We start from the raw sequence: 20,272 nt of genomic DNA, 5'->3' as shown, positions 1-20,272 counted from the left end.
GTTTCTCACAAGGCTAAGTCCTCAGGTGTGAATGTCATCTTGAATGAACGATATGGAGCGAAATCGCTCGCCTTCATTCCCTGCATTTCTGTCAAACGTCCAATATTCTTCACCGCCGCCACTGCCGAGGCATCGAACGGACCGTCGCCACTGGACTTGGCCACGCTGACCGAAGTCACCGTACCGTCCGGCAACATGCCAATCTGCAGCACGACCGTCATGCCTTTGCGTGCCGAAGGAGGACGAGCCCAACCTTCTGCTGCCCGTGCACGAATCAAGTCATCGAAACTGCCCGCGACTTCGTCACCCTGCTCATCGGCCAAGGCCTGCTGACGCTGCGGCGTGTCGGAAAGCAAATCAGCCAGGGCCTGAGCCTTTTTCTCTTCGGCGGATTTACGTGCCGCTTCCTGCGATTTCTTCTTCGCAGCATCGGCAGCAGCTTTCTTCTTCGCTTCGTCGGCGACTTTCTTCTTCGCCTCTTCAGCTTCAGCTTTCTTCTTGGCGTCTTCGGCGGCTTTCTTCTTCGCGTCTTCGACGATTTTCTTCTTGGCTTCTTCAGCGGCCGCTTTCTTGGCCTCTTCTTCAGCTGCCTTTTTGGCTTCTTCTTCGGCTTTCTTCTTGGCTATATCAGCCAATTGTTTCTCTTCTGCCTTCTTGGCCTCGGCTTTCTTCGCGTCGTCGGCTTTCTTGGCTTCATCAGCCTTCTTCGCTTCGTCCGCTTTCTTCGCCTCGTCGGCCTTCTTGGCTTCCTCGGCCTTTTGAGCCGCTTCTTCTTTCTTTTGTTCCGCAGCCTTCACCGCTTCCTGCTCGACCTTTTTCTGCTCCATCTGCTCGACTTCAGTCTGGCGCGCGGCGGATTTCTTCGCCTCACCCGCAATCTTCTGATTGGTCTGGGTGGTTGCCTGACTTTTCGATTTCAGTTGATACAGGGTCGCCTGGACAATCGGCTTGGCCGGCGGCAGTTCTGGTGTGAAGGCGAAACTGACGAACAGCATGCCGAACACCAGCACGTGCAGGACAATCGCCAGAACACTAGGCCAGAAGTAGCTTTCCGAGGCGGACGGCTCTCGCTGTTGCTGCATCAGGGGGCCTCGGTAATCAAACCAACATTACCGACCCCGGCTTTCTGCAACCCGCCCATGGCGCCCATGACGGCGCCGTAATCGACGGATTTGTCGCCGCGGATAAAGACCTGGGTACGCTTGCCGCCTTCGGTGCCGGCACGAATGATCTTGGTCACCGCGTCGGTCATCTGCGGCAGGGTCATGGCCCTGTCCTGCTGCTTCTCGGTATCGACTTCGCTGCCAAGGTTCCAGTAATAGGTCTTGTCAGCCTTGATCGAAATCGTCAGCACCTGAGTGTTGTTGTCCTGCGGCAAGGCTTCGCTGGAAACCTTGGGCAGATCCACTTTCACGCCCTGATTGAGCATCGGCGCGGTCACCATGAAGATGACCAGCAGTACCAGCATCACGTCGATGTAGGGCACTACGTTCATCTCGGCGACCGGCTTGCGCTTGTTTCGGGCTCGAGCGATTAAAGCCATCGGGAAATACCTGCTTATTCTTCGCTGGTGTGCACTTTGCGGTGCAGGATCGCCTGGAATTCATCGGCGAAGGTGTAGTAGCGGCTCAGCAAGGTTTCGCTGCGGGCAGAGAAACGGTTGTAAGCGATAACGGCCGGGATCGCGGCAAACAGACCGATCGCCGTGGCGATCAGGGCTTCGGCGATACCCGGAGCCACGGTGGCCAGGGTCGCTTGCTGGGCGCTGGCCAGACCGCGGAAGGAGTTCATGATGCCCCATACAGTACCGAACAGACCGATGTACGGGCTGACCGAGCCGACAGTGGCGAGGAACGGCAGGCTCTGTTCCAGTTTCTCTTCTTCGCGAGAGATGGCGACGCGCATGGCTCGGGCCACGCCTTCCATCACCGCTTCAGGATCGACGCCAGGCTGCTGACGCAGACGGGAGAATTCCTTGAAACCGGCACGGAAGATCTGCTCCACACCCGAATCCGGGTCCGGGTTGCTGCCCGCCTGGCGGTACAGCTTGGACAGATCGATGCCCGACCAGAAGCGCTCCTCGAAGCTCTCCAGGGCGCGTCGACCGGCACGCAGCAGGTTGCTGCGCTGAAAGATCATGATCCATGAGGTCACCGATGCGGCCACCAGAGTCAACATTACCAACTGCACCACGATGCTGGCATTGCTGACCAGGCTCCACATGGAGGAATGGTCGACGACGTTAGCTTCCACGCTTTATCTCCTGCTTAGAGTGTGTACCCGGACCGACCGCGTCGGCGAAGGCCGCACGCAGGTCATCGGGAAGGGCCCGGGGTTTCAAACTGTTAGTGCGCACACAGGCCACCAAAAACTGCCCTTCACAGAGCAGCACATTATCCGTTGCCCGCCTGACCTGCTGTTTGAAGCGCAGGCTGGCACGGTTCAATTCGATTACATCAGCGCTTACCAGCAGTTCATCGTCCAGTCGCGCCGGCGCGTGGTAACGCGCTTCGCTGGAATGCACGACGAACAACAGGTCCTCCCCTGCCAGCTGCGATTGGGCAAAGCCCAGCTCGCGGAGCCGCTCGGTTCGAGCCCGTTCCATAAACTTGAGGTAATTAACGTAATACACGATGCCGCCCGCATCGGTGTCCTCGTAATAAACGCGACAACGATGTGCGAACGGCTCAAGCCCGTTTTGCGCGCGCATACTCTAGTGCTTACTCCTCAGGTTGCCAATCCGGCCAGACAACTGTTTTTCATTGATTCGCGGCTTTACCGCAAAAGTACCGTCCTCTGACAGTACAAACCCTGAATAAATCGCCAAAAAATGTGTATCAGTCGTCGACGGCATCGAGAAACTCGTCTGCCACGGGCATTTCGCCCATTCGTGACGGAATGTTTAAACCGAAGTGCAGATAGGCATGTCGCGTCACCACTCGGCCCCGCGGCGTGCGCATGATGTAGCCCTGCTGAATCAGATACGGCTCCAGCACATCTTCGATGGTGTGGCGTTCTTCGCTGATGGCAGCGGCGAGGCTGTCGACCCCCACCGGACCGCCATCGAACTTCTCGATCATGGTCAGCAACAGACGCCGGTCCTGATGATCGAAACCATGTTCGTCGACATCCAGCAGGTTCAACGCCAGGTCCGCCACTGCTTTGGTGATATGCCCCTTGGCCCGCACTTCGGCGAAATCGCGCACCCGGCGCAACAGCCGGTTGGCGATTCGCGGCGTCCCGCGAGCCCGGCGTGCCACTTCAAAGGCGCCGTCCGGATCGAGCGGCAAGCCGAGAATGTTCGCCGAGCGACTGACAATGGTCGACAGGTCAGCGGTGCTGTAGAACTCAAGACGCTGGACGATACCGAAACGGTCACGCAACGGATTGGTCAGCATGCCGGCCCGGGTGGTTGCACCCACCAGCGTAAACGGTGGCAAATCGAGTTTGATCGAACGCGCCGCCGGTCCTTCACCGATCATGATGTCGAGCTGGAAGTCTTCCATCGCCGGGTACAGCACCTCTTCAACGATCGGCGACAGGCGATGGATTTCGTCGATGAACAACACGTCGTGCGGTTCAAGGTTGGTCAGCAGCGCGGCGAGATCGCCGGGACGCTCGAGCACCGGGCCCGACGTGCTTTTGATCGACACGCCCATTTCCTGGGCGATGATGTTGGCCAGCGTGGTCTTGCCCAGCCCCGGCGGGCCGAAAATCAACGTATGGTCGAGGGATTCGTTTCGGCCACGGGCAGCCTGAATGAACAGCTCCATCTGCTCGCGTACCGTCGGCTGGCCTATATAGTCGGCCAGACTGACCGGGCGGATGGCCCGGTCCTGGACTTCTTCGCGCTCGCGCGGACTGTGCGCGGCGGCGATCAGACGATCAGCTTCAATCACTTAAATCATTCCCTTCAGGGCGCGGCGGATCATGTCTTCACTGCTCAAATTCTTGTCCTTGATCGCGGAAATCGCCTTGCTCGCTTCCTGCGGCTTGTAACCCAGGGAAATCAGCGCGCTGACCGCGTCGTTTTCGGCGGTATTGACCGGCGCCGGGCCGTCAGGCTGGTTCGGCACCAGAGCAAACATCGCCGGCGAGGTTTCCCAGGCCTTGAAGCGATCCTTCAGTTCGACCAGCAAACGTTCGGCAGTCTTCTTGCCAACCCCCGGCACCTTGGTCAACGCCGAGGTGTCTTGCGACTGCACACAGCGAATCAGCTCATCGACTTCCAGGCTCGACATCAGTGCCAGCGCCAGCTTCGGCCCGACACCATTGAGACGGATCAACTCGCGAAAAAAGTCTCGCTCACGCTTGCCGGCAAAACCATAGAGTAACTGCGCGTCTTCGCGTACGACCAAATGGGTATGCAGGGTCAGTGGTTCACCGACCGACGGCAGGCGATAAAGGGTGGTCATGGGCACTTCCAGCTCATACCCAAGGCCATTTACATCCAGAATCAGGTGCGGCGGCTGCTTCTCAGCCAGAGTACCGCGCAAGCGTCCAATCACGTTTCAGATCCTTGAGCACTGGCCAGCCGGGGGCTGGCGACTGTTGGAATGCGGGTTGCGCGCCGACAACCCAGGGGCGCCATCCGCATTCCGGAAAAATTGATGCTGATGCTATCAGAGACGCAAGCGCCCGCCACGACTGCGTGCGGCGCCCAGACCGTGAGGCAACAGACTGGAGCGGGTGTGCGCGTGACAAATGGCGATCGCCAGGGCATCCGAGGCATCGATCTGCGGTTTGCTGGTCAGTTTCAGCATGTGCATGACCATCATCTGCACTTGTTCTTTATTAGCCGCCCCCGTGCCGACCACGGCTTGCTTGACCTGTGTTGCAGTGTACTCGGCAATCTCCAGGCACTCTTCAGCGCCCGCCACAATAGCAGCCCCGCGGGCCTGTCCCAGCTTCAGCGCTGAATCGGCATTTTTTGCCATGAACACTTTTTCGATGCCCATGGTCACCGGACCGTAGGTCTGAATGATTTCACGCACGCCGCGATAGACGATCTGCAGACGCTCATGCAGTTCGCCGGCGCCGGTGCGGATACAGCCCGAGGCCACGTAGATACAGCCACCGCGCCCGGTATCGCGAACAATCCCGTAACCGGTGATGCGCGAGCCGGGGTCGATACCAAGAATTAAAGTCATAGGCCTGCTGGTTCGAAATAACACAAAAACAAATGTGGGAGCTGGCTTGCCAGCGATGACGGAGTGTCAAGCGCCATCATTACCTGATGGGTCGACGCCATCGCTGGCAAGCCAGCTCCCACATTCAAGCCTAGTCGCTCTTAACCGAGCTGAGCGGCCACGTCTTCCGGAATGTCCGCATTGGAATAGACGTTCTGCACGTCATCGAGGTCCTCAAGCATGTCGATCATCTTGAGCACCTTCTCCGCGCCTTCCAGATCCAGCTCGGCACTGGTGGTCGGCTGCATCACGATTTCCGCGTCATCACCCTTGAACCCGGCCGCTTCCAGCGCGTTGCGCACGGCGTAGAAGCTGGTGAACGAGGTGAACACGTCGATCGAACCGTCGTCGTGGGTCACCACGTCGTCGGCATCGGCTTCCAGCGCCGCTTCGGTCAAGGCATCCTCGTCAACGCCCGGCGCGAAGCTGATCTGGCCCTTGCGTTCGAACAGGTAGGCCACCGAACCGTCGGTGCCAAGGTTGCCCCCGCATTTGCTGAACGCATGGCGTACGGCGGCGGCAGTACGGTTGCGGTTGTCGGTCATGCACTCGACCATCACCGCCACACCGCCCGGGCCGTAACCTTCGTAGGTCAGTTCCTCGACGTTGTCCGCTTCGGTCGCACCGGCGCCACGGGCCACGGCGCGGTCGATGATGTCGCGGCTCATGTTTGCACCCAGCGCCTTGTCCAGGGCCAGACGCAGACGCGGGTTGGAACCCGGATCGCCGCCGCCCTGACGGGCGGCAACGGTCAGTTCACGGATCCACTTGGTGAAAATCTTGCCTCTCTTGGCATCCTGACGTTCTTTGCGGTGCTTGATGTTCGCCCACTTGGAATGACCTGCCATAACTCGCTCCGAATTCTCTTTGAAACGTTGCCCGCCGCGCGAAACTGCGCTGGCCGGCAAACAAAAAAATCTCGACCTGCTCTCTCTGGAAAGAAAAAAGGCGCATCCGAAGATGCGCCTTCAGGCCCGTCTTACTCAGCCTTTGGCGTTTCGCGCAAACGGATGTGCAGTTCGCGCAGCGCCTTGGCATCCACCACACCCGGTGCTTGCGTCATGACGTCCGCAGCGCTCTGGGTTTTCGGGAAGGCGATCACTTCACGGATCGACTGGGCGCCGGTCATCAGCATCACCAGACGATCCAGACCGAAGGCCAGACCACCGTGCGGCGGTGCACCGTACTTCAGCGCGTCGAGCAGGAAGCCGAATTTCTCTTCCTGTTCTGCTTCATTGATACCCAGCAGGCGGAACACCGCTTGCTGCATTTCCTTGCGGTGGATACGGATCGAACCGCCACCCAGTTCAGTGCCGTTCAAAACCATGTCGTACGCACGGGACAGTGCGCCGGCCGGATTGGCTTCCAGTTCTTCAGGAGAGCACTTCGGCGCAGTGAACGGGTGGTGCAGGGCCGAGAAGCTGCCGTCGTCGTTTTCTTCGAACATCGGGAAGTCAACGACCCACATCGGTGCCCACTTGCAGGTCAGCAGGTCCAGATCGTGACCGAGCTTGATCCGCAGCGCGCCCAGGGCTTCGCTGACGATCTTGGCCTTGTCGGCGCCGAAGAACACGATGTCGCCATCGACAGCACCGACGCGATCGAGGATCACGTTCAGCTTGTCTTCAGGGATGTTCTTCACGATCGGCGACTGCAGGCCTTCAACACCGGCAGCACGCTCGTTGACCTTGATGTACGCCAGGCCCTTGGCACCGTAGATGCCGACGAACTTGGTGTAGTCGTCGATCTGCTTGCGCGGCATGCTCGCGCCGCCTGGAACGCGCAGTGCGGCGATACGGCATTTCGGATCGTTGGCCGGGCCGCTGAAGACCTTGAATTCAACTTCTTTGAGTTGATCGGCAACATCGACCAGTTCCAGCGGGTTACGCAGGTCCGGCTTGTCGGAGCCGTAACGACGCATGGCTTCTTCGAAGGTCATGTGCGGGAATTCGCCGAATTCCAGATCCAGCACTTCCTTGAACAGGTTGCGGATCATGCCTTCGGTCAGGCCCATGATGTCTTTTTCGTCGAGGAAGCTGGTCTCGATGTCGATCTGAGTGAACTCAGGCTGACGGTCGGCACGCAGGTCTTCGTCGCGGAAGCACTTGGCGATCTGGTAGTAACGGTCGAAGCCGGCGACCATCAGCAGTTGCTTGAACAGCTGCGGCGATTGCGGCAGGGCGAAGAACGAACCGGCGTGAGTACGGCTTGGCACCAGATAGTCACGGGCGCCTTCTGGCGTTGCGCGAGTCAGGATCGGCGTTTCCACGTCAAGGAAGCCGTTCTCGTCGAGGTAGCGACGAATGCTGGTGGTCATGCGCGAACGCAGACGCAGCTTCTCGGCCATTTCCGGACGACGCAGGTCGAGGAAGCGATAGCGCAGGCGGGTTTCTTCGCCGACGTCGGAGTATTCGTTGAGCGGGAACGGCGGGGTTTCCGACTCGTTCAGCACTTCCAGCTCGTAGCCCAGCACTTCGATCATGCCCGACGCCATGTTGGCGTTGGTCGCGCCGGCCGGACGCAGACGCACTTTACCGGTGATCTTCACCACGTACTCGCTGCGCACACGGTCAGCGGCGGCGAAGCTCTCGGCGCGATCCGGGTCAAACACCACCTGAGCCAGACCATCACGGTCACGGATATCGAGGAAAATCACCCCGCCGTGGTCGCGGCGACGGTGAACCCATCCGCAAAGGGTAATTTCCTGGCCTTCCAGGCTTTCATTCAGTTGGCCGCAATAGTGGCTGCGCATCATGGTAGTGGTTCGCTTCTCGTAATTCGAAATTCGGTGGAGATCCCGCCGCACTCAAGCATTGTGCGACATGTAGAAACTCACGCGTGTCGTTCGACCTGGGCCTGAACCCTAGTCAGATTTGTCGCCACCGGCCAGATTCTTCTTGGCGCCGGTCTTGAAATCGGTTTCGTACCAACCGCTGCCGCTGAGGCGAAAGCCTGGCATGGACAGCTGTTTCCGGAGCTCTGGCGCCTGGCAGGCAGGGCAGTCGACCAGCGGTGCCTCGCTGATCTTTTGAATGGCTTCCAACTGATGACCACAGGAAGCACATTGGTAATCGTACATCGGCATGGGGGTGTCTCGGCGATCAGATTGCCACCGCGCGCAGGGCTTTGCGGCGAAAGAGCGGGATTATATCCATTAAATGCGGCCTGTGCAGCCGTAAGACTGCACAGGCCGCGACCTTACTGACGACCGCCGTTTTCAAAGCGCAATGGCGGGCGCCTTCTCCTTGGCGCCGTTCATCACGCACACGACCCGAACCAGTGCACTGAAGTTTTTCACCCCCCCGTGACGCAATTGCACTTCGCGATCGACGCGGGACAACAGTGAACTGACCGAACAACGATTGTCGGCGGCCATCTGGCCGAGGATGTTCCAGTAGACCTGCTCCAGTCTCAGGCAGGTCGCATAACCATTCAAACGAACGGACCGGGATAACGGCCGGATCAATGACATGTCGAATTCATTGACGAACGAATCGACTCTCAACGCATGAGGCACGCCAGTATGGCTGTCGCCTCGCCTGTCTCCATCTACCATATCGGTGACACTCCTTTGTCATCTCTGCCTGTTGTGAAAGTCACTCCCTGTGGCCTTCATAAAAGCGCAGACGCAAAGTTATATCCAGATGACTTATTGACCATCAACGTAGGATAAGCCAACGACAGCAGTAAGATTGCGGACAGCGCGCGAGCAACCCTCAGGCCTGCCCGCGCGCGCCGTCGGTCAGGCCTCGAGCAAGGCGCGCAACATCCATGCAGTTTTCTCATGCACTTGCATGCGCTGGGTCAACAAGTCGGCCGTCGGCTCGTCGCTGACCTTGTCCAGCAGCGGGAAAATGCCGCGCGCGGTGCGGGTCACGGCTTCCTGCCCCTCGACCAGTTGTTTGATCATGGCCTCCGCGCTCGGGACACCCTCCTCCTCCTTGATAGAAGAAAGACGTGCGTAAGTGGCATAGGCGCCCGGCGCCGGGAACCCCAGGGCCCGGATACGCTCGGCGATCAAGTCCACGGCCAGCGCCAGTTCGTTGTATTGCTCTTCGAACATCAAATGCAGCGTACGGAACATGGGACCGGTCACGTTCCAGTGGAAGTTATGGGTTTTCAGATACAGCACGTAGGTGTCCGACAGCAGACGCGACAGCCCCTCAACGATGGACTTGCGATCCTCTTCACTGATACCGATATCGATTGCCATGTTTACCCCCTAACGGCGATTGAATTCATCCAACAGGTGCAGACCCACTCTAGCAAGGCTATTGACAGCCCGCAGCCCTGATCGGGTGCACAGCCTGCGACAAATCGACCGTCGCCATGCCGTCGGCCGGGCTGATTTGAGTAGCCGCAGGCTTTGCTGTTAAATAGGCAGTGTGTCGCCACGCCCCATTTTTCGGGGCGTGGCGCATAGGCTGATGCCGTGTACGTGCCTACCGCCTCTTTATTTTGTTCGAAGCGAACCGTGCGCCTTCAGCTCTTCCTTGTGAGCCGTCATAAAACGTGAGCCAATCAAAATGTTGAAAATCGTCCACCTGCTAATGGGCGCAGCGGCATTGCTGCTGTCGTTCATCCCTAGCTTGAAATCCGAAGCTGTTCCCTACCTGCAACAACCCGATGCACTTTACCTGGCCTTTTTCGGCCTGCTGAACCTGCTTCTCGCCCCAGTGATCCCGTACTGGAACAAGGGCCCGCGTCAGCATCTGCAAAACCTGGTCAGCGCGCTTCTGATCCTGACCGTCGTCCTGCAAACGCTGACCCTGATCGCGCCGATGCCTGTCATCGCCGGCCAGCCAGCCGTGCTGTTCAGCCTGGCGATTGCCCTGGTGGCCGTGATCCTGCACCTGGCCGTCAGCTTCTATAAGTCTTCACCTGCCGCCGCGCCAACCAGCTACGACATGAGCAACCGCGATACCGGCACCGTCAAGTGGTTCAACACTTCCAAAGGCTTCGGCTTTATCTCCCGGGATTCCGGCGATGATATTTTCGTGCACTTTCGCGCCATCCGTGGCGAAGGCCACCGCGTTCTGGTCGAAGGCCAGCGCGTGGAGTTCTCGGTGATGAACCGGGACAAGGGTCTGCAAGCCGAAGACGTGATCGCCGCTCTGCCGCGTCGCTGATCCAAAGTAAAAAAAACCGCGAACAGCCTGGGCTGTGCGCGGTTTTTTTATGCCTGGAGAAAAGCTCCCGGCTCAATAGTGTGGCGGCGGCGCCTCTTCCTCGAACGATTCGAACTGCCCGACCATCTCCTCCTGACGCTTGAGCAATGCGGCCATCTGCAATTGCAGCCGCTCGACTACCCGCTGCTGCGCCACCAGGACGTCGTTCAACGCCTGAATGGTGTCATCCTGAAAGGCCAGACGGCTTTCCAGATCGGTAACGCGTTGTTCCAGGCTCATGATTCAGCCCTCCAGAAACGTGAAATCTTCGGTCAGCACCAGGCGCAGGCGCTCGCGAATAGCGGCCACCTGCCCGGCGCTGTAAGGTCTGGCCGGGTGCTTGCCCCAGACCGGCGCCGGCCATGCGGCGTCGTCGCGCTTACGCACAATCACATGCATGTGCAACTGACTGACGACGTTCCCCAGGGTCGCCACGTTCAGCTTGTCGGCGTCGAACGAATCCTTGAGCAACTCGGCCAGCGTGGTGGTTTCCTGCCACAGCTGCTGCTGGTCGGCGACATCCAACTGAAACAACTCGCTGATATCGTCGCGACGAGGCACCAGGATGAACCACGGGTAGTTGGCGTCATTGGACAGCAGCAGCCGGCACAGCGGAAAGTCACCGATGACCAGCGTGTCCTGTTGAAGTCGTGAATCTAAAGCAAACACTGCGCGCACTCCCAGCTGATCGACATTATTCAGCTTAGCGGCCCTTCTCGCGAAAGACGCACCAAGCGACAGGACGGCAGCATACCTGCGAATGCGCCGACCTTCACGAAGGCTGTGATCGCGAGCGCTGCGCCCGCCCCGGCATGGAACATTTATCGAGACCGCGCACCAGTACAGCACCCATATCGGTTTCAGAAGCAAGGAAATGACTGAAAAACCCTGATGCGCTCAGCCTCCAGCCCGTTCTCAACTGTATGAATCCGGAACAGCTGTAAAATTTTTTGCACCAAAACCGCACAGTGCGTCTACGCTGAGTGCGTCGGGTATCCGCCAAATACTCACTGGCGGGGTGAACCGGTAACGTTTTTGGTTGTCACGCGCACTTTACGGTGCGGCAACACCATAGAAGTAAAGGCGTCAAGCACTGAAAAAGTCGGGCTTGAAGCCCAGCTTTCACAAGGTTTTCACATGTTCAGGCGGGCGTTCAAAAAAATAACCGCAGCAAAATTGCGGTTTGTGCACGCTTGTTGCATTCATACCCATATGGACTATAAGCGCACCACTGGAAGTGGATGCCTTAAGCCCCATAAGAACAGTGGCAGGGTTGCCCGATGGAGATTCAAGTGTTTTGCCAGGGACTCTTTTTTACCGATGCTGAAGGCAAAAAAAACAGCGAGAAAGTTGTCAGTCCGGCTGCGTCGGTACTGTGAATTTGCGACATCCACCACGCCATCTGCGACAACGTCGTAAAGATGCTGAAAGGTTGGATCAGCAAGTATCGCCAACATTGTCGGCGTGATATAAGTTTGCGCCGACACAAAAAGAAAGAGCCGCCCAGATAATAAAACAGGTGGGACGGCAGTACTCTTCTAAAACCAAAGGAGCAAATCACGATGCGCGTGATGAAGTGGAGCATGATCGCACTGGCAGTTGCAGCAGCAGCCAGTACTCAAGTGGCTACGGCCGCCCCGTTTGTAAGTGACCAGGCAGAAGCCAAAGGCTTTGTTGAGGGCGCTGCACTTACCGAGACGTTGAAGAACTACTACTTCAACCGCGACAACAAGAACGGTGGCCGCGACCAGAAGGACTGGACTCAGGGTTTCCTCGGTAACTTCACCTCCGGTTACACCCAAGGCACTGTTGGTGTAGGTATCGATGCTTACGGCTATCTGGCGTTGAAACTGGATGGCGGTGACGGTACTTCCGGTTCGGGTAACATGAGCCGTAGCGACACTGTCAACCCGAACAACGGTGCTCGCGACGTCAACGACAGCCAGGGCAAAGCCGGCGCGTCGATCAAGTTCCGTGTTTCCAAAACCGAACTGAAATTCGGCGACATGCAGCCAAGCACTTCCCCAGTGTTCGCTGTCGGCGGTTCCCGCATCCTGCCGCAAACGGCCACTGGCTTCCAGTTGCAGAGCAGCGAAGTGAAAGACCTTGACCTCGAAGCCGGTCACTTCTACTCCGGCTCCAGCCAGGACAAAAACGCACGCGATGGCGGCCTGTACGCCAACTACGCGGGCGTGGAAGCCAACACGATCGACTACTTCGGCGGCAAGTACGGCATCACCGAAAACCTGAGCGCTTCGCTCTACGGTGCCAAGCTGGAAGATATCTGGAACCAGTACTACGCGAACGTGAACCTGACCACCCCGTTCGGTGGCGACACTTCGCTTAACACTGACTTCAACATCTATCGCACCACCGACACCGGTAACAAGGAAGCAGGTGACATCAGCAACACGACCTTCTCCCTGGCAACCGCGCTGTCGTTCCTGAAAGCGCACACCTTCACCCTGGGCTTCCAGAAGGTTAACGGTGACACGCCTTTCGACTACATCGGCGTCGGCAAGAACAACCGTGGTGGCGACTCGATCTTCCTCGCCAACTCCATCCAGTACTCTGACTTCAACGGTCCTGGCGAGAAATCCGTTCAAGCTCGTTATGACCTGAAAATGGCCGAGTATGGCGTTCCAGGCCTGAGCTTCATGGTTCGCTACGTTAAAGGTTGGGACATCGACGGTACCAGCACTCCAGCGGGCAGCGCTTACGCTGGTCTGTACGGTGAAGACGGCAAACACCACGAAACCAACTTTGAAGCCAAATACGTTGTTCAGTCTGGCCCGGCCAAAGACCTGTCCTTCCGCATTCGTCAAGCCTGGCACACTGCCAACGCTGACCAAGGCGAAGGCGATGTCAAAGAGTTCCGTCTGATCACCGAATACCCACTGAACATCCTGTAATTGTCAGTGGTTAGTTTGGAAGCATAAGAAAAGGCCCATCTTGCGATGGGCCTTTTTTATTGCCTGTCACTTGTCATAGTTGCCTGACCGACAAGTCAGGCAATTAATTAGCAACCTATCATTGTGTTGCCGATTCCTGCACCACACGGATCACGCGTTGCGGAAAAGGAATATCAATGCCGGCAGTCTTTAAACGATCACGCGACTGTTCGTTAAACATGAACAGCACATCCCAGTAGTCTGCGGTTTTAACCCACACACGCAGGGAAACAGTGATCGAACTGTCACCCAGTGTCGAAATCACGGCTTGCGGCGCAGGATCCTGCAGCACACGCTCATCTTTGGCCAGATCCAGCAGCACCTGACGGGCCTTTTGCAGATCGGCTTCGTAATCGACACCCACATCGAACACCACTTTGCGGGTTGGCTGACGATTGGTGTTGGTGATGATGCCGTTCGACAGGTTGCCATTCGGCACGATGATGGTCTTGTTGTCGCCGGTACGCAGCACGGTGTGGAAAATCTGGATGCTGTCGACCGTACCCGACACGCCCTGCGCTTCGATCCAGTCACCGATGCGGAACGGGCGGAACAGCAGAATCAGCACGCCGCCGGCGAAGTTCGCCAGGCTGCCTTGCAATGCCAGACCGATGGCCAGGCCCGCCGCACCAATCGCGGCAACGAACGAGGTGGTTTCAACACCGATCATCGAGGCCACGCTGACGATCAGCAACACCTTGAGAATGATGTTCGCCAGGCTGCTGATGAAGCCTTGCAGCGCCAGGTCAGCATTGCGCAGGGCCAGCAGACCGCCGAGCTTTTGCGTGACCTTGTTGATCAACCACCAGCCGATGGCCAGGGTAATCACGGCCAGCAGCACGCGGCTGCCGTATTCCATGATCATCGGAATCCACGCCTGGGATGCCTTGACCAGGTTGTCTACCTCAGCATTCAAATCCATCTTCTATCTCCTGATTTCCGGCTACCCGGCCTGTAAAAAATCAACGGCAGAAAGACTGAACCTGTTGGGGCTCAATCGTTTCTGCCGCTGCTGGGCCCTCGGACGTTGAAAACGCCGAGAGGTTCCCCGACCGGAAAGCTTAGTCGCGGAAATTGTTGAATTGCAGTGGCATGCCGAATTCCTTGGCACGCAGGGCCGCGATGGCTTCCTGCAGGTCGTCGCGCTTCTTGCCGGTAACACGCACCTGCTCGCCCTGGATGGCGGCCTGAACCTTGAGCTTGGCGTCCTTGATGTGCGCGACGATCTTCTTCGCCAGCTCCTTGTCGATGCCTTCCTTGAGGATGGCGTCCTGCTTCATCAGCTTGCCCGAGGCGTAAGCGTCTTTGACTTCCAGGCACTGCACATCAATCTTGCGCTTGGTCAGGGCCAGCTTCAGGATCTCGATCATCGCTTCCAGCTGGAACCCGGCTTCAGCGGTCAGGTTGACGGTCAGGTCCTTTTCCTTGAACTCGAAGCTGCCTTTGCCTTTCAGGTCATAACGACGATCGAGTTCCTTCACGGCGTTCTCGACCGCGTTGGTCAGCTCGTGTTTGTCCAGTTCGGATACCACGTCGAACGACGGCATGTAATCTCTCCAATAAAAAGGCGCGCCCGATGAGGATGGAGCGCGCTTGGCTTGCGGTTAAAATCGGGCTCATTATAACGGGTCTTTTCCCACCGATACGGCGAGCCTTGCATGCCAGTACCTTACCGAGTGAAAAACTGATGTCCACCCCCTGGCACGTTCTCGGCGCCGGCAGCCTCGGCACGCTATGGGCCACCCGCCTGGCCCGGGCGGGGCTGGCGGTGCGGCTGATCGTGCGTGATGCCGAGCGTTTGCGCAGCTATAACGCAGCCGGCGGCCTGACGCTGGTCGAACACGGCGAAGCCAACACCTATGCCGTCCCCGCGCAAACGACCGACGACCCAGAGCCGATCCGCCGCCTGCTCGTGGCGTGCAAGGCATACGACGCCGAAAACGCCGTCGCCGGCCTCGCTTCACGCCTGACAGCCGACGCTGAACTGATCTTGCTGCAAAACGGCCTCGGCAGTCAGGACGCCGTCGCCAACCGCGTCCCGCAGGCACGCTGCATCAGCGCCTCGAGCACCGAAGGCGCCTTTCGCGACGGCGACTGGCGGGTGGTGTTTGCCGGTCACGGCTACACCTGGCTCGGCGACGTCGCGCATGCAGTGGCGCCGATCTGGCTGGATGATCTGGACGCGGCGAAAATCCCTCATGAGTGGAGCACCGATATCCTCACCCGGCTGTGGCGCAAGCTGGCGCTCAACTGTGCGATCAACCCGCTGACCGTGCTGCATGACTGCCGTAACGGTGGATTGCAGGCGCATCACTGTGAAGTCGCTATCCTGTGCGCGGAACTGACCGAGTTACTGCAGCGCTGCGGCCAACCGGCAGCGGCAGACAACCTGCAACAGGAAGTCGAGCGGGTGATCCTGGCCACCGCGGCCAATTACTCTTCGATGTATCAGGACGTGGCCAGCCGACGCCGTACCGAAATCAGTTATCTATTGGGCCACGCCTGCAAAGTTGCCACGCGCCATCAACTGCACTTGCCCCATCTCAATCAGTTGCAAGTGCGCCTGGTCGCTCATCTGCGCAGCCTTGGATTGCCCAGCGACTGAGCACCCGCTACGCTGACTGCTTGTTCCTTTGCTGCGATTACTCTGATGCCATTGCGCCAGCGCCTTGAAAACCTGCCGGTCGGCCAGAAACTGCTGGCCGCCCTGCTGGTGCTGTTGACCACTGTCCTGCTGGTTGCCAACCTGACGTTCATCAGTGCCGCCTACTACATCTCCCAGGAAAGCATGGCGCCGCAGGCACTGCAGACCATCGGCCGGCTGATTTCCAACCCCAGCCTGGTGTCACAAGCCCTGGAATCGCCGCAAAGCGCCGAGCGCCTGCTCAAGGAACTCGACAGCTATTCTCCGCTGCGCGCCGCCGCGCTGTATGACGGCAAAGGCGAACGGCTCGCGCAGATGCAACGCGGCGACAAACTCAACTTGCCGGAACGTTACCGGCACATCGAAGCCTGGCAACTCACCGAGTTTCGCAGTAACCAGTTGATCACCCTGCCCCGCCCCGGTACCGCACCGGGCCATTTGCTACTGGTCGCGAGCAGCGAGCTGCCGATGGCGTTCTACACTGGCACGTTGACTGCGAGCCTCGGCATCCTGATCTTCAGTGTGCTGCTGTGGCTGGTGATTGCCCGGCAGATCAAACGCCTGATCACCCATCCGATTCATCAACTTGAAGAGTTGTCGCGCCAGGTGACCCGCGAGGAAAACTATGCCCTGCGCGCCTCACGGGGCAACCACGACGAAATCGGCAGCCTCGCGGAAGCGTTCAACACCATGCTGTCGCGCATCGAAGCCCGTGAGCAACAGCTCAAGCGTGCACGCGATGACTCGCAAGCCGCCTACGATCAGGCGCAGGGGCTTGCCGAGGAAACCCGTCACACCAACCGCAAACTGGAACTGGAAGTCCAGGTGCGAAGCAAGATCGAGAAGAAGCTCACCGGCTTCCAGAACTACCTCAACAGCATCATCGACTCGATGCCCTCGGCACTGATCGCCCTCGACGAACAGCTTTATGTCACCCAGTGGAACCAGGAGGCCAGTGCGCTTTCCGGTACACGCCTGGACGAAGCGCTGAACCAGCCGATCTTCCTCGCGTTCGAGCCACTCAAGCCATTTCTGCCACAACTCAAGCAGACTGTGGAAGAACACACCGTGGCGAAAATCGAGCGGGTGACCTGGTTCAAGGACGACGAACCCAAGCACTACGCCCTGACCTTCTACCCATTGATGGGCGGCGCCGGGCGTGGCGTGGTGATCCGTATCGACGACATCACCCAGCGCCTGTCGCTGGAAGAGATGATGGTGCAGTCGGAAAAAATGCTTTCGGTCGGTGGACTTGCCGCTGGCATGGCTCACGAAATCAACAACCCGCTGGGGGCGATCCTGCACAACGTGCAGAACATTCGTCGGCGGCTGTCGGCGGACCTGCCGAAGAACCTCGAAACCGCCGAGCAACTGGGCATCGATCTGGACACGGTCAACCGTTACTTGCAGGGCCGGGAGGTCCCGCAGTTGCTCGACGGCATTCAACAGGCCGGCGCACGGGCCGCGAAGATCGTCACCCATATGCTCAGCTTCAGCCGTCGCAGCACCCGGCAAATGGCGCCATGCGATCTGCCGGCGCTGATTGATCAGGCCGTGGAAATCGCCGGCAACGACTTCGACCTGGCCATCGGCTTCGACTTCAAGGGGCAAGCAATCATCCGTCAATTCGACCCGGCCCTCGGTCCGGTGCCCGGCACCGCCAACGAGCTGGAGCAAGTGTTGCTCAATCTGCTGAAAAACGCCGCGCAGGCCATTCACCAGCGCGAAGATGACAGCGAGCCCGGGCGGATCATCCTGCGCACCCGGCTCAATCCGCCGTGGGCCGAGATTCAGGTCGAAGACAACGGGATCGGCATGAGCGAGAGCGTGCGCAAACGCACGTTCGAGCCGTTCTTCACCACCAAGGAAATCGGCCAGGGCACGGGGCTGGGGTTGTCGGTGTCGTATTTCATCATCACCAACAACCACAAAGGCCAGATGGAAGTGCAATCGGCGCCCGGCCAGGGCACCTGCTTCACCCTGCGCCTGCCGCTGACGCAACCTGCGCCGATAGCGGCCGAAAACAATCAACTACCGAGGTAAAGCATGGGCTTTCGCTTGTCGAAGATTTACACCCGCACCGGCGACACAGGCGAAACTGGCCTGGGCGATGGACGTCGCGTGCCCAAGGATCATCCGCGGATCGAGGCGATTGGCGAAGTCGATACGCTGAACAGTCAGGTCGGCGTGCTGCTGGCCGGGTTGCTGGCCGAGCGCGAGGCCTGTCCGGGGCTGAATGAGCTGATTGACGTGTTGGCGCCTTGTCAGCATCGGCTGTTCGATCTCGGCGGCGAGCTGGCGATGCCGGAATATCAGGCGTTGAATACGGCGGAAATCCAGCGTCTGGAAGCAGCGATTGATGTGTGGAATGAAGAATTGGGGCCGCTGGAGAACTTCATACTGCCCGGCGGTTCGCTGCTGATTGCTCAGGCGCATGTGTGCCGGAGCCTGGCGCGCAGTGCCGAGCGACGTTGTCAGCATTTGAATGCGCTTGAGCCGTTGGCCGGGGTCGGCCTGGCGTATATCAATCGGTTGTCGGATTTGTTGTTCGTCGCGGCCAGGTTGATTGCGCGGCGGCAGGGGATTGCGGAGATTTTGTGGCAGCCGGCGGTAAAACCTGCAGAAAAGTAGCGTCTGACAGGCTGCCTTCGCGAGCAAGCTCGCTCCCACAGTTGATTCGGTTCATCCAGTTGGAATGCAGTCAATGTGGGAGCGAGCTTGCTCGCGAAGAGGCCAGCAGCCGTTACAGAGAATCCGGCCAGAACGCGCGAATCCCCGCCACGCCTTGTGCACCGACGCCCCAGGCTTTTTCGCGCTCAGCCGGACCAACCCCACCCAACAGAAACACCGGCTTGCTGAAGCCGTCGATCAACGTCGACGCTTGCTCCCAGCCCAATGGCTGCGCATCCGGATGGGTCAAGGTCGGCTGTACCGGCGACAACGTGACGAAGTCCACGCCCATCTGCTCGGCCAGTGCCAGTTCTTCAGCGCTGTGGCACGACGCCGCCAGCCAGCGCTCCGCCGGCAACGGCCGCCCCGCCGCCGCGTATTTACGCAATTGCGCGGCCGTGATGTGCCAACCGGCGGACGGGAAATCGCCGAGCCACTCGAACGGACCCTTGATCATCAACTGCGCCTTGCCGGCACACAGACCGGCCGCGTCCACCGCCAGATCGCGATACTTGGGGTCATAGCCGTTCGGTGCGCGCAACTGGATCAACTTGATCCCGCCGGCAATCGCTTTCTGGATGCCGCGTAACAAGGCCGGGGCTTCCAGGTCTTCCGGAGTGATCAAATAGTCGCCCGGTAAACGCGCCGCCGCGACGATCGGCTGATTGGCGGCGGGGAACTCATAGTCCACCAGCTCCTTCGCGGTGACCCAGGCCAGCGGCTGACCTTCGGCACCGTGGGGTTCGCCGCTGAAGCTCGACACTTCCCAGACATCCAGCAACACCTGCTTGTCGGGATAGTCGTGGTGAACCTTGATCAGTGGACGGGCAGCACCGACGACAATGCCCAACTCTTCGTGCAGCTCACGGGCCAGCGCGGTTTTCACCGACTCGTCGGCCTCGACCTTGCCGCCGGGAAACTCCCACAAGCCACCCTGATGCTGGGTGTCGGCACGGCGGGCGATGAGAACTTTGCCGCTGTCGTCACGAATGACGGCGGCGGCGACGTGTACGCGTTTCACGGATTCAACTCCTCCAGTCCAGCCTTCTGCCATGCCTTGAAGGCCGGCCATTGGTAGACGGTTTCAACATAGGCTTCGTCGGCCGCTGGCAGCTTGACCTGATAGGTGCGCAGGCGCACGGCAATCGGCGCGAAGAAGGCATCGGCCAGACTCACCCGACCAAACAGGTACGGCCCGCTCTCGGTGGCAGCAGCACGGCATTCGGCCCACAGCGCGAGCATGCGCTCGATGTCGACCTTCACTTCTGGCGGCACCGGGTTCAGCGGCGCGTCATGGCTGAGGTTGAACGGCATGTGATTGCGCATGGCGAAGAAGCCACTGTGCATTTGTGCGCAGGCGGATCGCGCCTGGGCACGGGCGAATATATCTGTCGGCCAGAGTTGCTCGGACGGAAACTGCTCGGCGAGGTACTCGGCGATGGCTAATGAGTCAGCGATGGTGCCGCGCGAGGTTTGCAGCAGCGGGACCTTGGCGGTCGGCGAGTGCTTGAGCAGCAGCGCGCGGGTGTCGGGCTTGCCGAGTTTGATCAGTTCTTCGCTGTAGGGTGCGCCGGTCAGTTCAACGGCCAGGGCGGCGCGCAGGGACCAGGAGGAAAGCAGTTTGTCGCCGATGATCAGGTGCAGGGACAT

The 20,272-nt window shown here is 59.1% G+C and carries 23 protein-coding genes; 5 read left to right on the top strand and 18 right to left on the bottom strand.

Annotated features, from left to right (window positions below; all coding sequences use genetic code 11):
• Positions 1-5 precede the first annotated feature (5 nt).
• From tolA to K5Y35_RS14205, 12 genes are all read right to left on the bottom strand, one after another.
• Entirely contained in the window at positions 6-1,082 is a 1,077-nt protein-coding gene (gene tolA, locus K5Y35_RS14260) for a cell envelope integrity protein TolA (RefSeq protein ID WP_123467200.1), read from the bottom strand.
• A complete protein-coding gene (gene tolR / locus K5Y35_RS14255) occupies positions 1,082-1,534 on the bottom strand; it encodes a protein TolR (RefSeq protein ID WP_161794900.1) in 453 nt (150 codons plus the stop codon). Before tolR ends, tolA begins: the two co-directional genes overlap by 1 nt.
• A 23-nt stretch (positions 1,535-1,557) precedes the next feature.
• Positions 1,558-2,253 (bottom strand): protein TolQ, encoded by a 696-nt coding sequence (tolQ, locus tag K5Y35_RS14250; protein WP_007912733.1) that lies wholly within the window; start codon positions 2,251-2,253, stop codon positions 1,558-1,560.
• Positions 2,243-2,710 carry a tol-pal system-associated acyl-CoA thioesterase gene (gene ybgC, locus K5Y35_RS14245; RefSeq protein WP_123467202.1) on the bottom strand — a complete coding sequence of 156 codons (468 nt, stop codon included), beginning with the start codon at positions 2,708-2,710 and terminating at the stop codon, positions 2,243-2,245. The genes tolQ and ybgC overlap by 11 nt, the downstream gene beginning before the upstream one ends.
• A 127-nt stretch (positions 2,711-2,837) precedes the next feature.
• A complete protein-coding gene (gene ruvB / locus K5Y35_RS14240; RefSeq protein WP_123467205.1) occupies positions 2,838-3,899 on the bottom strand; it encodes a Holliday junction branch migration DNA helicase RuvB in 1,062 nt (353 codons plus the stop codon).
• Entirely contained in the window at positions 3,900-4,508 is a 609-nt protein-coding gene (ruvA, locus tag K5Y35_RS14235) for a Holliday junction branch migration protein RuvA (RefSeq protein WP_123467207.1), read from the bottom strand.
• A 114-nt stretch (positions 4,509-4,622) separates the two neighbouring features.
• Complete coding sequence (ruvC, locus tag K5Y35_RS14230; RefSeq protein WP_123467209.1) at positions 4,623-5,150, bottom strand: crossover junction endodeoxyribonuclease RuvC; 528 nt, start codon at positions 5,148-5,150, stop codon at positions 4,623-4,625.
• A gap of 140 nt (positions 5,151-5,290) precedes the next feature.
• Positions 5,291-6,037 carry a YebC/PmpR family DNA-binding transcriptional regulator gene (locus K5Y35_RS14225; protein WP_123467211.1) on the bottom strand — a complete coding sequence of 249 codons (747 nt, stop codon included), beginning with the start codon at positions 6,035-6,037 and terminating at the stop codon, positions 5,291-5,293.
• A 131-nt stretch (positions 6,038-6,168) separates the two neighbouring features.
• On the bottom strand, positions 6,169-7,944 hold the full coding sequence (gene aspS, locus K5Y35_RS14220) for an aspartate--tRNA ligase (RefSeq protein WP_123467213.1): 1,776 nt from the start codon (positions 7,942-7,944) through the stop codon (positions 6,169-6,171).
• 108 nt (positions 7,945-8,052) lie between these two features.
• Positions 8,053-8,274 (bottom strand): FmdB family zinc ribbon protein, encoded by a 222-nt coding sequence (locus K5Y35_RS14215; protein ID WP_025112785.1) that lies wholly within the window; start codon positions 8,272-8,274, stop codon positions 8,053-8,055.
• A 132-nt stretch (positions 8,275-8,406) separates the two neighbouring features.
• Complete coding sequence (locus tag K5Y35_RS14210; RefSeq protein ID WP_128616506.1) at positions 8,407-8,745, bottom strand: ribbon-helix-helix domain-containing protein; 339 nt, start codon at positions 8,743-8,745, stop codon at positions 8,407-8,409.
• Positions 8,746-8,931: 186 nt separating this feature from the next.
• Positions 8,932-9,402, bottom strand: coding sequence for a Dps family protein (locus tag K5Y35_RS14205; RefSeq protein WP_123467217.1), 471 nt, complete (start codon positions 9,400-9,402; stop codon positions 8,932-8,934).
• Between the two features lie 313 nt (positions 9,403-9,715).
• On the opposite strand from K5Y35_RS14205, the gene K5Y35_RS28020 reads away from it, so the two are divergent.
• Positions 9,716-10,318 (top strand): cold-shock protein, encoded by a 603-nt coding sequence (locus K5Y35_RS28020; RefSeq protein ID WP_123467219.1) that lies wholly within the window; start codon positions 9,716-9,718, stop codon positions 10,316-10,318.
• A gap of 72 nt (positions 10,319-10,390) precedes the next feature.
• On the opposite strand, the gene K5Y35_RS14195 is transcribed toward K5Y35_RS28020, so the two are convergent.
• Positions 10,391-10,597, bottom strand: a complete 207-nt coding sequence (locus K5Y35_RS14195) for a SlyX family protein (RefSeq protein WP_123467221.1) — start codon at positions 10,595-10,597, stop codon at positions 10,391-10,393.
• 3 nt (positions 10,598-10,600) lie between these two features.
• Positions 10,601-11,026 (bottom strand): HIT family protein, encoded by a 426-nt coding sequence (locus K5Y35_RS14190; RefSeq protein WP_123467222.1) that lies wholly within the window; start codon positions 11,024-11,026, stop codon positions 10,601-10,603.
• A gap of 893 nt (positions 11,027-11,919) precedes the next feature.
• On the opposite strand from K5Y35_RS14190, the gene K5Y35_RS14185 reads away from it, so the two are divergent.
• Positions 11,920-13,269, top strand: a complete 1,350-nt coding sequence (locus K5Y35_RS14185; protein ID WP_222832199.1) for an OprD family porin — start codon at positions 11,920-11,922, stop codon at positions 13,267-13,269.
• Between the two features lie 118 nt (positions 13,270-13,387).
• Here the strand turns inward: K5Y35_RS14185 and K5Y35_RS14180 are convergent, their stop codons facing one another.
• Together K5Y35_RS14180 and K5Y35_RS14175 are read right to left on the bottom strand one after the other, a co-directional pair.
• Entirely contained in the window at positions 13,388-14,230 is an 843-nt protein-coding gene (locus K5Y35_RS14180) for a mechanosensitive ion channel family protein (RefSeq protein ID WP_123467226.1), read from the bottom strand.
• Between the two features lie 139 nt (positions 14,231-14,369).
• Positions 14,370-14,855 (bottom strand): YajQ family cyclic di-GMP-binding protein, encoded by a 486-nt coding sequence (locus K5Y35_RS14175; protein WP_003227548.1) that lies wholly within the window; start codon positions 14,853-14,855, stop codon positions 14,370-14,372.
• 140 nt (positions 14,856-14,995) lie between these two features.
• Here K5Y35_RS14175 and K5Y35_RS14170 point away from each other — a divergent pair, with 140 nt between their 5' ends.
• The 3 genes from K5Y35_RS14170 to K5Y35_RS14160 are packed head-to-tail and all read left to right on the top strand — an operon-like array spanning position 14,996 to position 18,583.
• Entirely contained in the window at positions 14,996-15,913 is a 918-nt protein-coding gene (locus tag K5Y35_RS14170; RefSeq protein WP_222832198.1) for a putative 2-dehydropantoate 2-reductase, read from the top strand.
• A 45-nt stretch (positions 15,914-15,958) separates the two neighbouring features.
• Complete coding sequence (locus tag K5Y35_RS14165; protein WP_123467230.1) at positions 15,959-17,995, top strand: sensor histidine kinase; 2,037 nt, start codon at positions 15,959-15,961, stop codon at positions 17,993-17,995.
• A gap of 3 nt (positions 17,996-17,998) precedes the next feature.
• Complete coding sequence (locus K5Y35_RS14160; RefSeq protein ID WP_222832197.1) at positions 17,999-18,583, top strand: cob(I)yrinic acid a,c-diamide adenosyltransferase; 585 nt, start codon at positions 17,999-18,001, stop codon at positions 18,581-18,583.
• A 112-nt stretch (positions 18,584-18,695) separates the two neighbouring features.
• On the opposite strand, the gene K5Y35_RS14155 is transcribed toward K5Y35_RS14160, so the two are convergent.
• Together K5Y35_RS14155 and K5Y35_RS14150 are read right to left on the bottom strand one after the other, a co-directional pair.
• Positions 18,696-19,643, bottom strand: a complete 948-nt coding sequence (locus K5Y35_RS14155) for a Nudix family hydrolase (RefSeq protein WP_222832196.1) — start codon at positions 19,641-19,643, stop codon at positions 18,696-18,698.
• The gene (locus tag K5Y35_RS14150) at positions 19,640-20,272 is read right to left on the bottom strand and encodes a glutathione S-transferase family protein (protein ID WP_222832195.1); all 633 of its coding nucleotides are present in this window, start codon (positions 20,270-20,272) and stop codon (positions 19,640-19,642) included. The genes K5Y35_RS14155 and K5Y35_RS14150 overlap by 4 nt, the downstream gene beginning before the upstream one ends.

Origin of the sequence: Pseudomonas sp. SC3(2021), assembly GCF_019856535.1 — a bacterium.
Taxonomy (GTDB): domain Bacteria; phylum Pseudomonadota; class Gammaproteobacteria; order Pseudomonadales; family Pseudomonadaceae; genus Aquipseudomonas; species Aquipseudomonas monsensis.
Note: the sequence above shows the minus strand (reverse complement) of the source record. Positions and strands in the feature narration are given on the sequence as shown.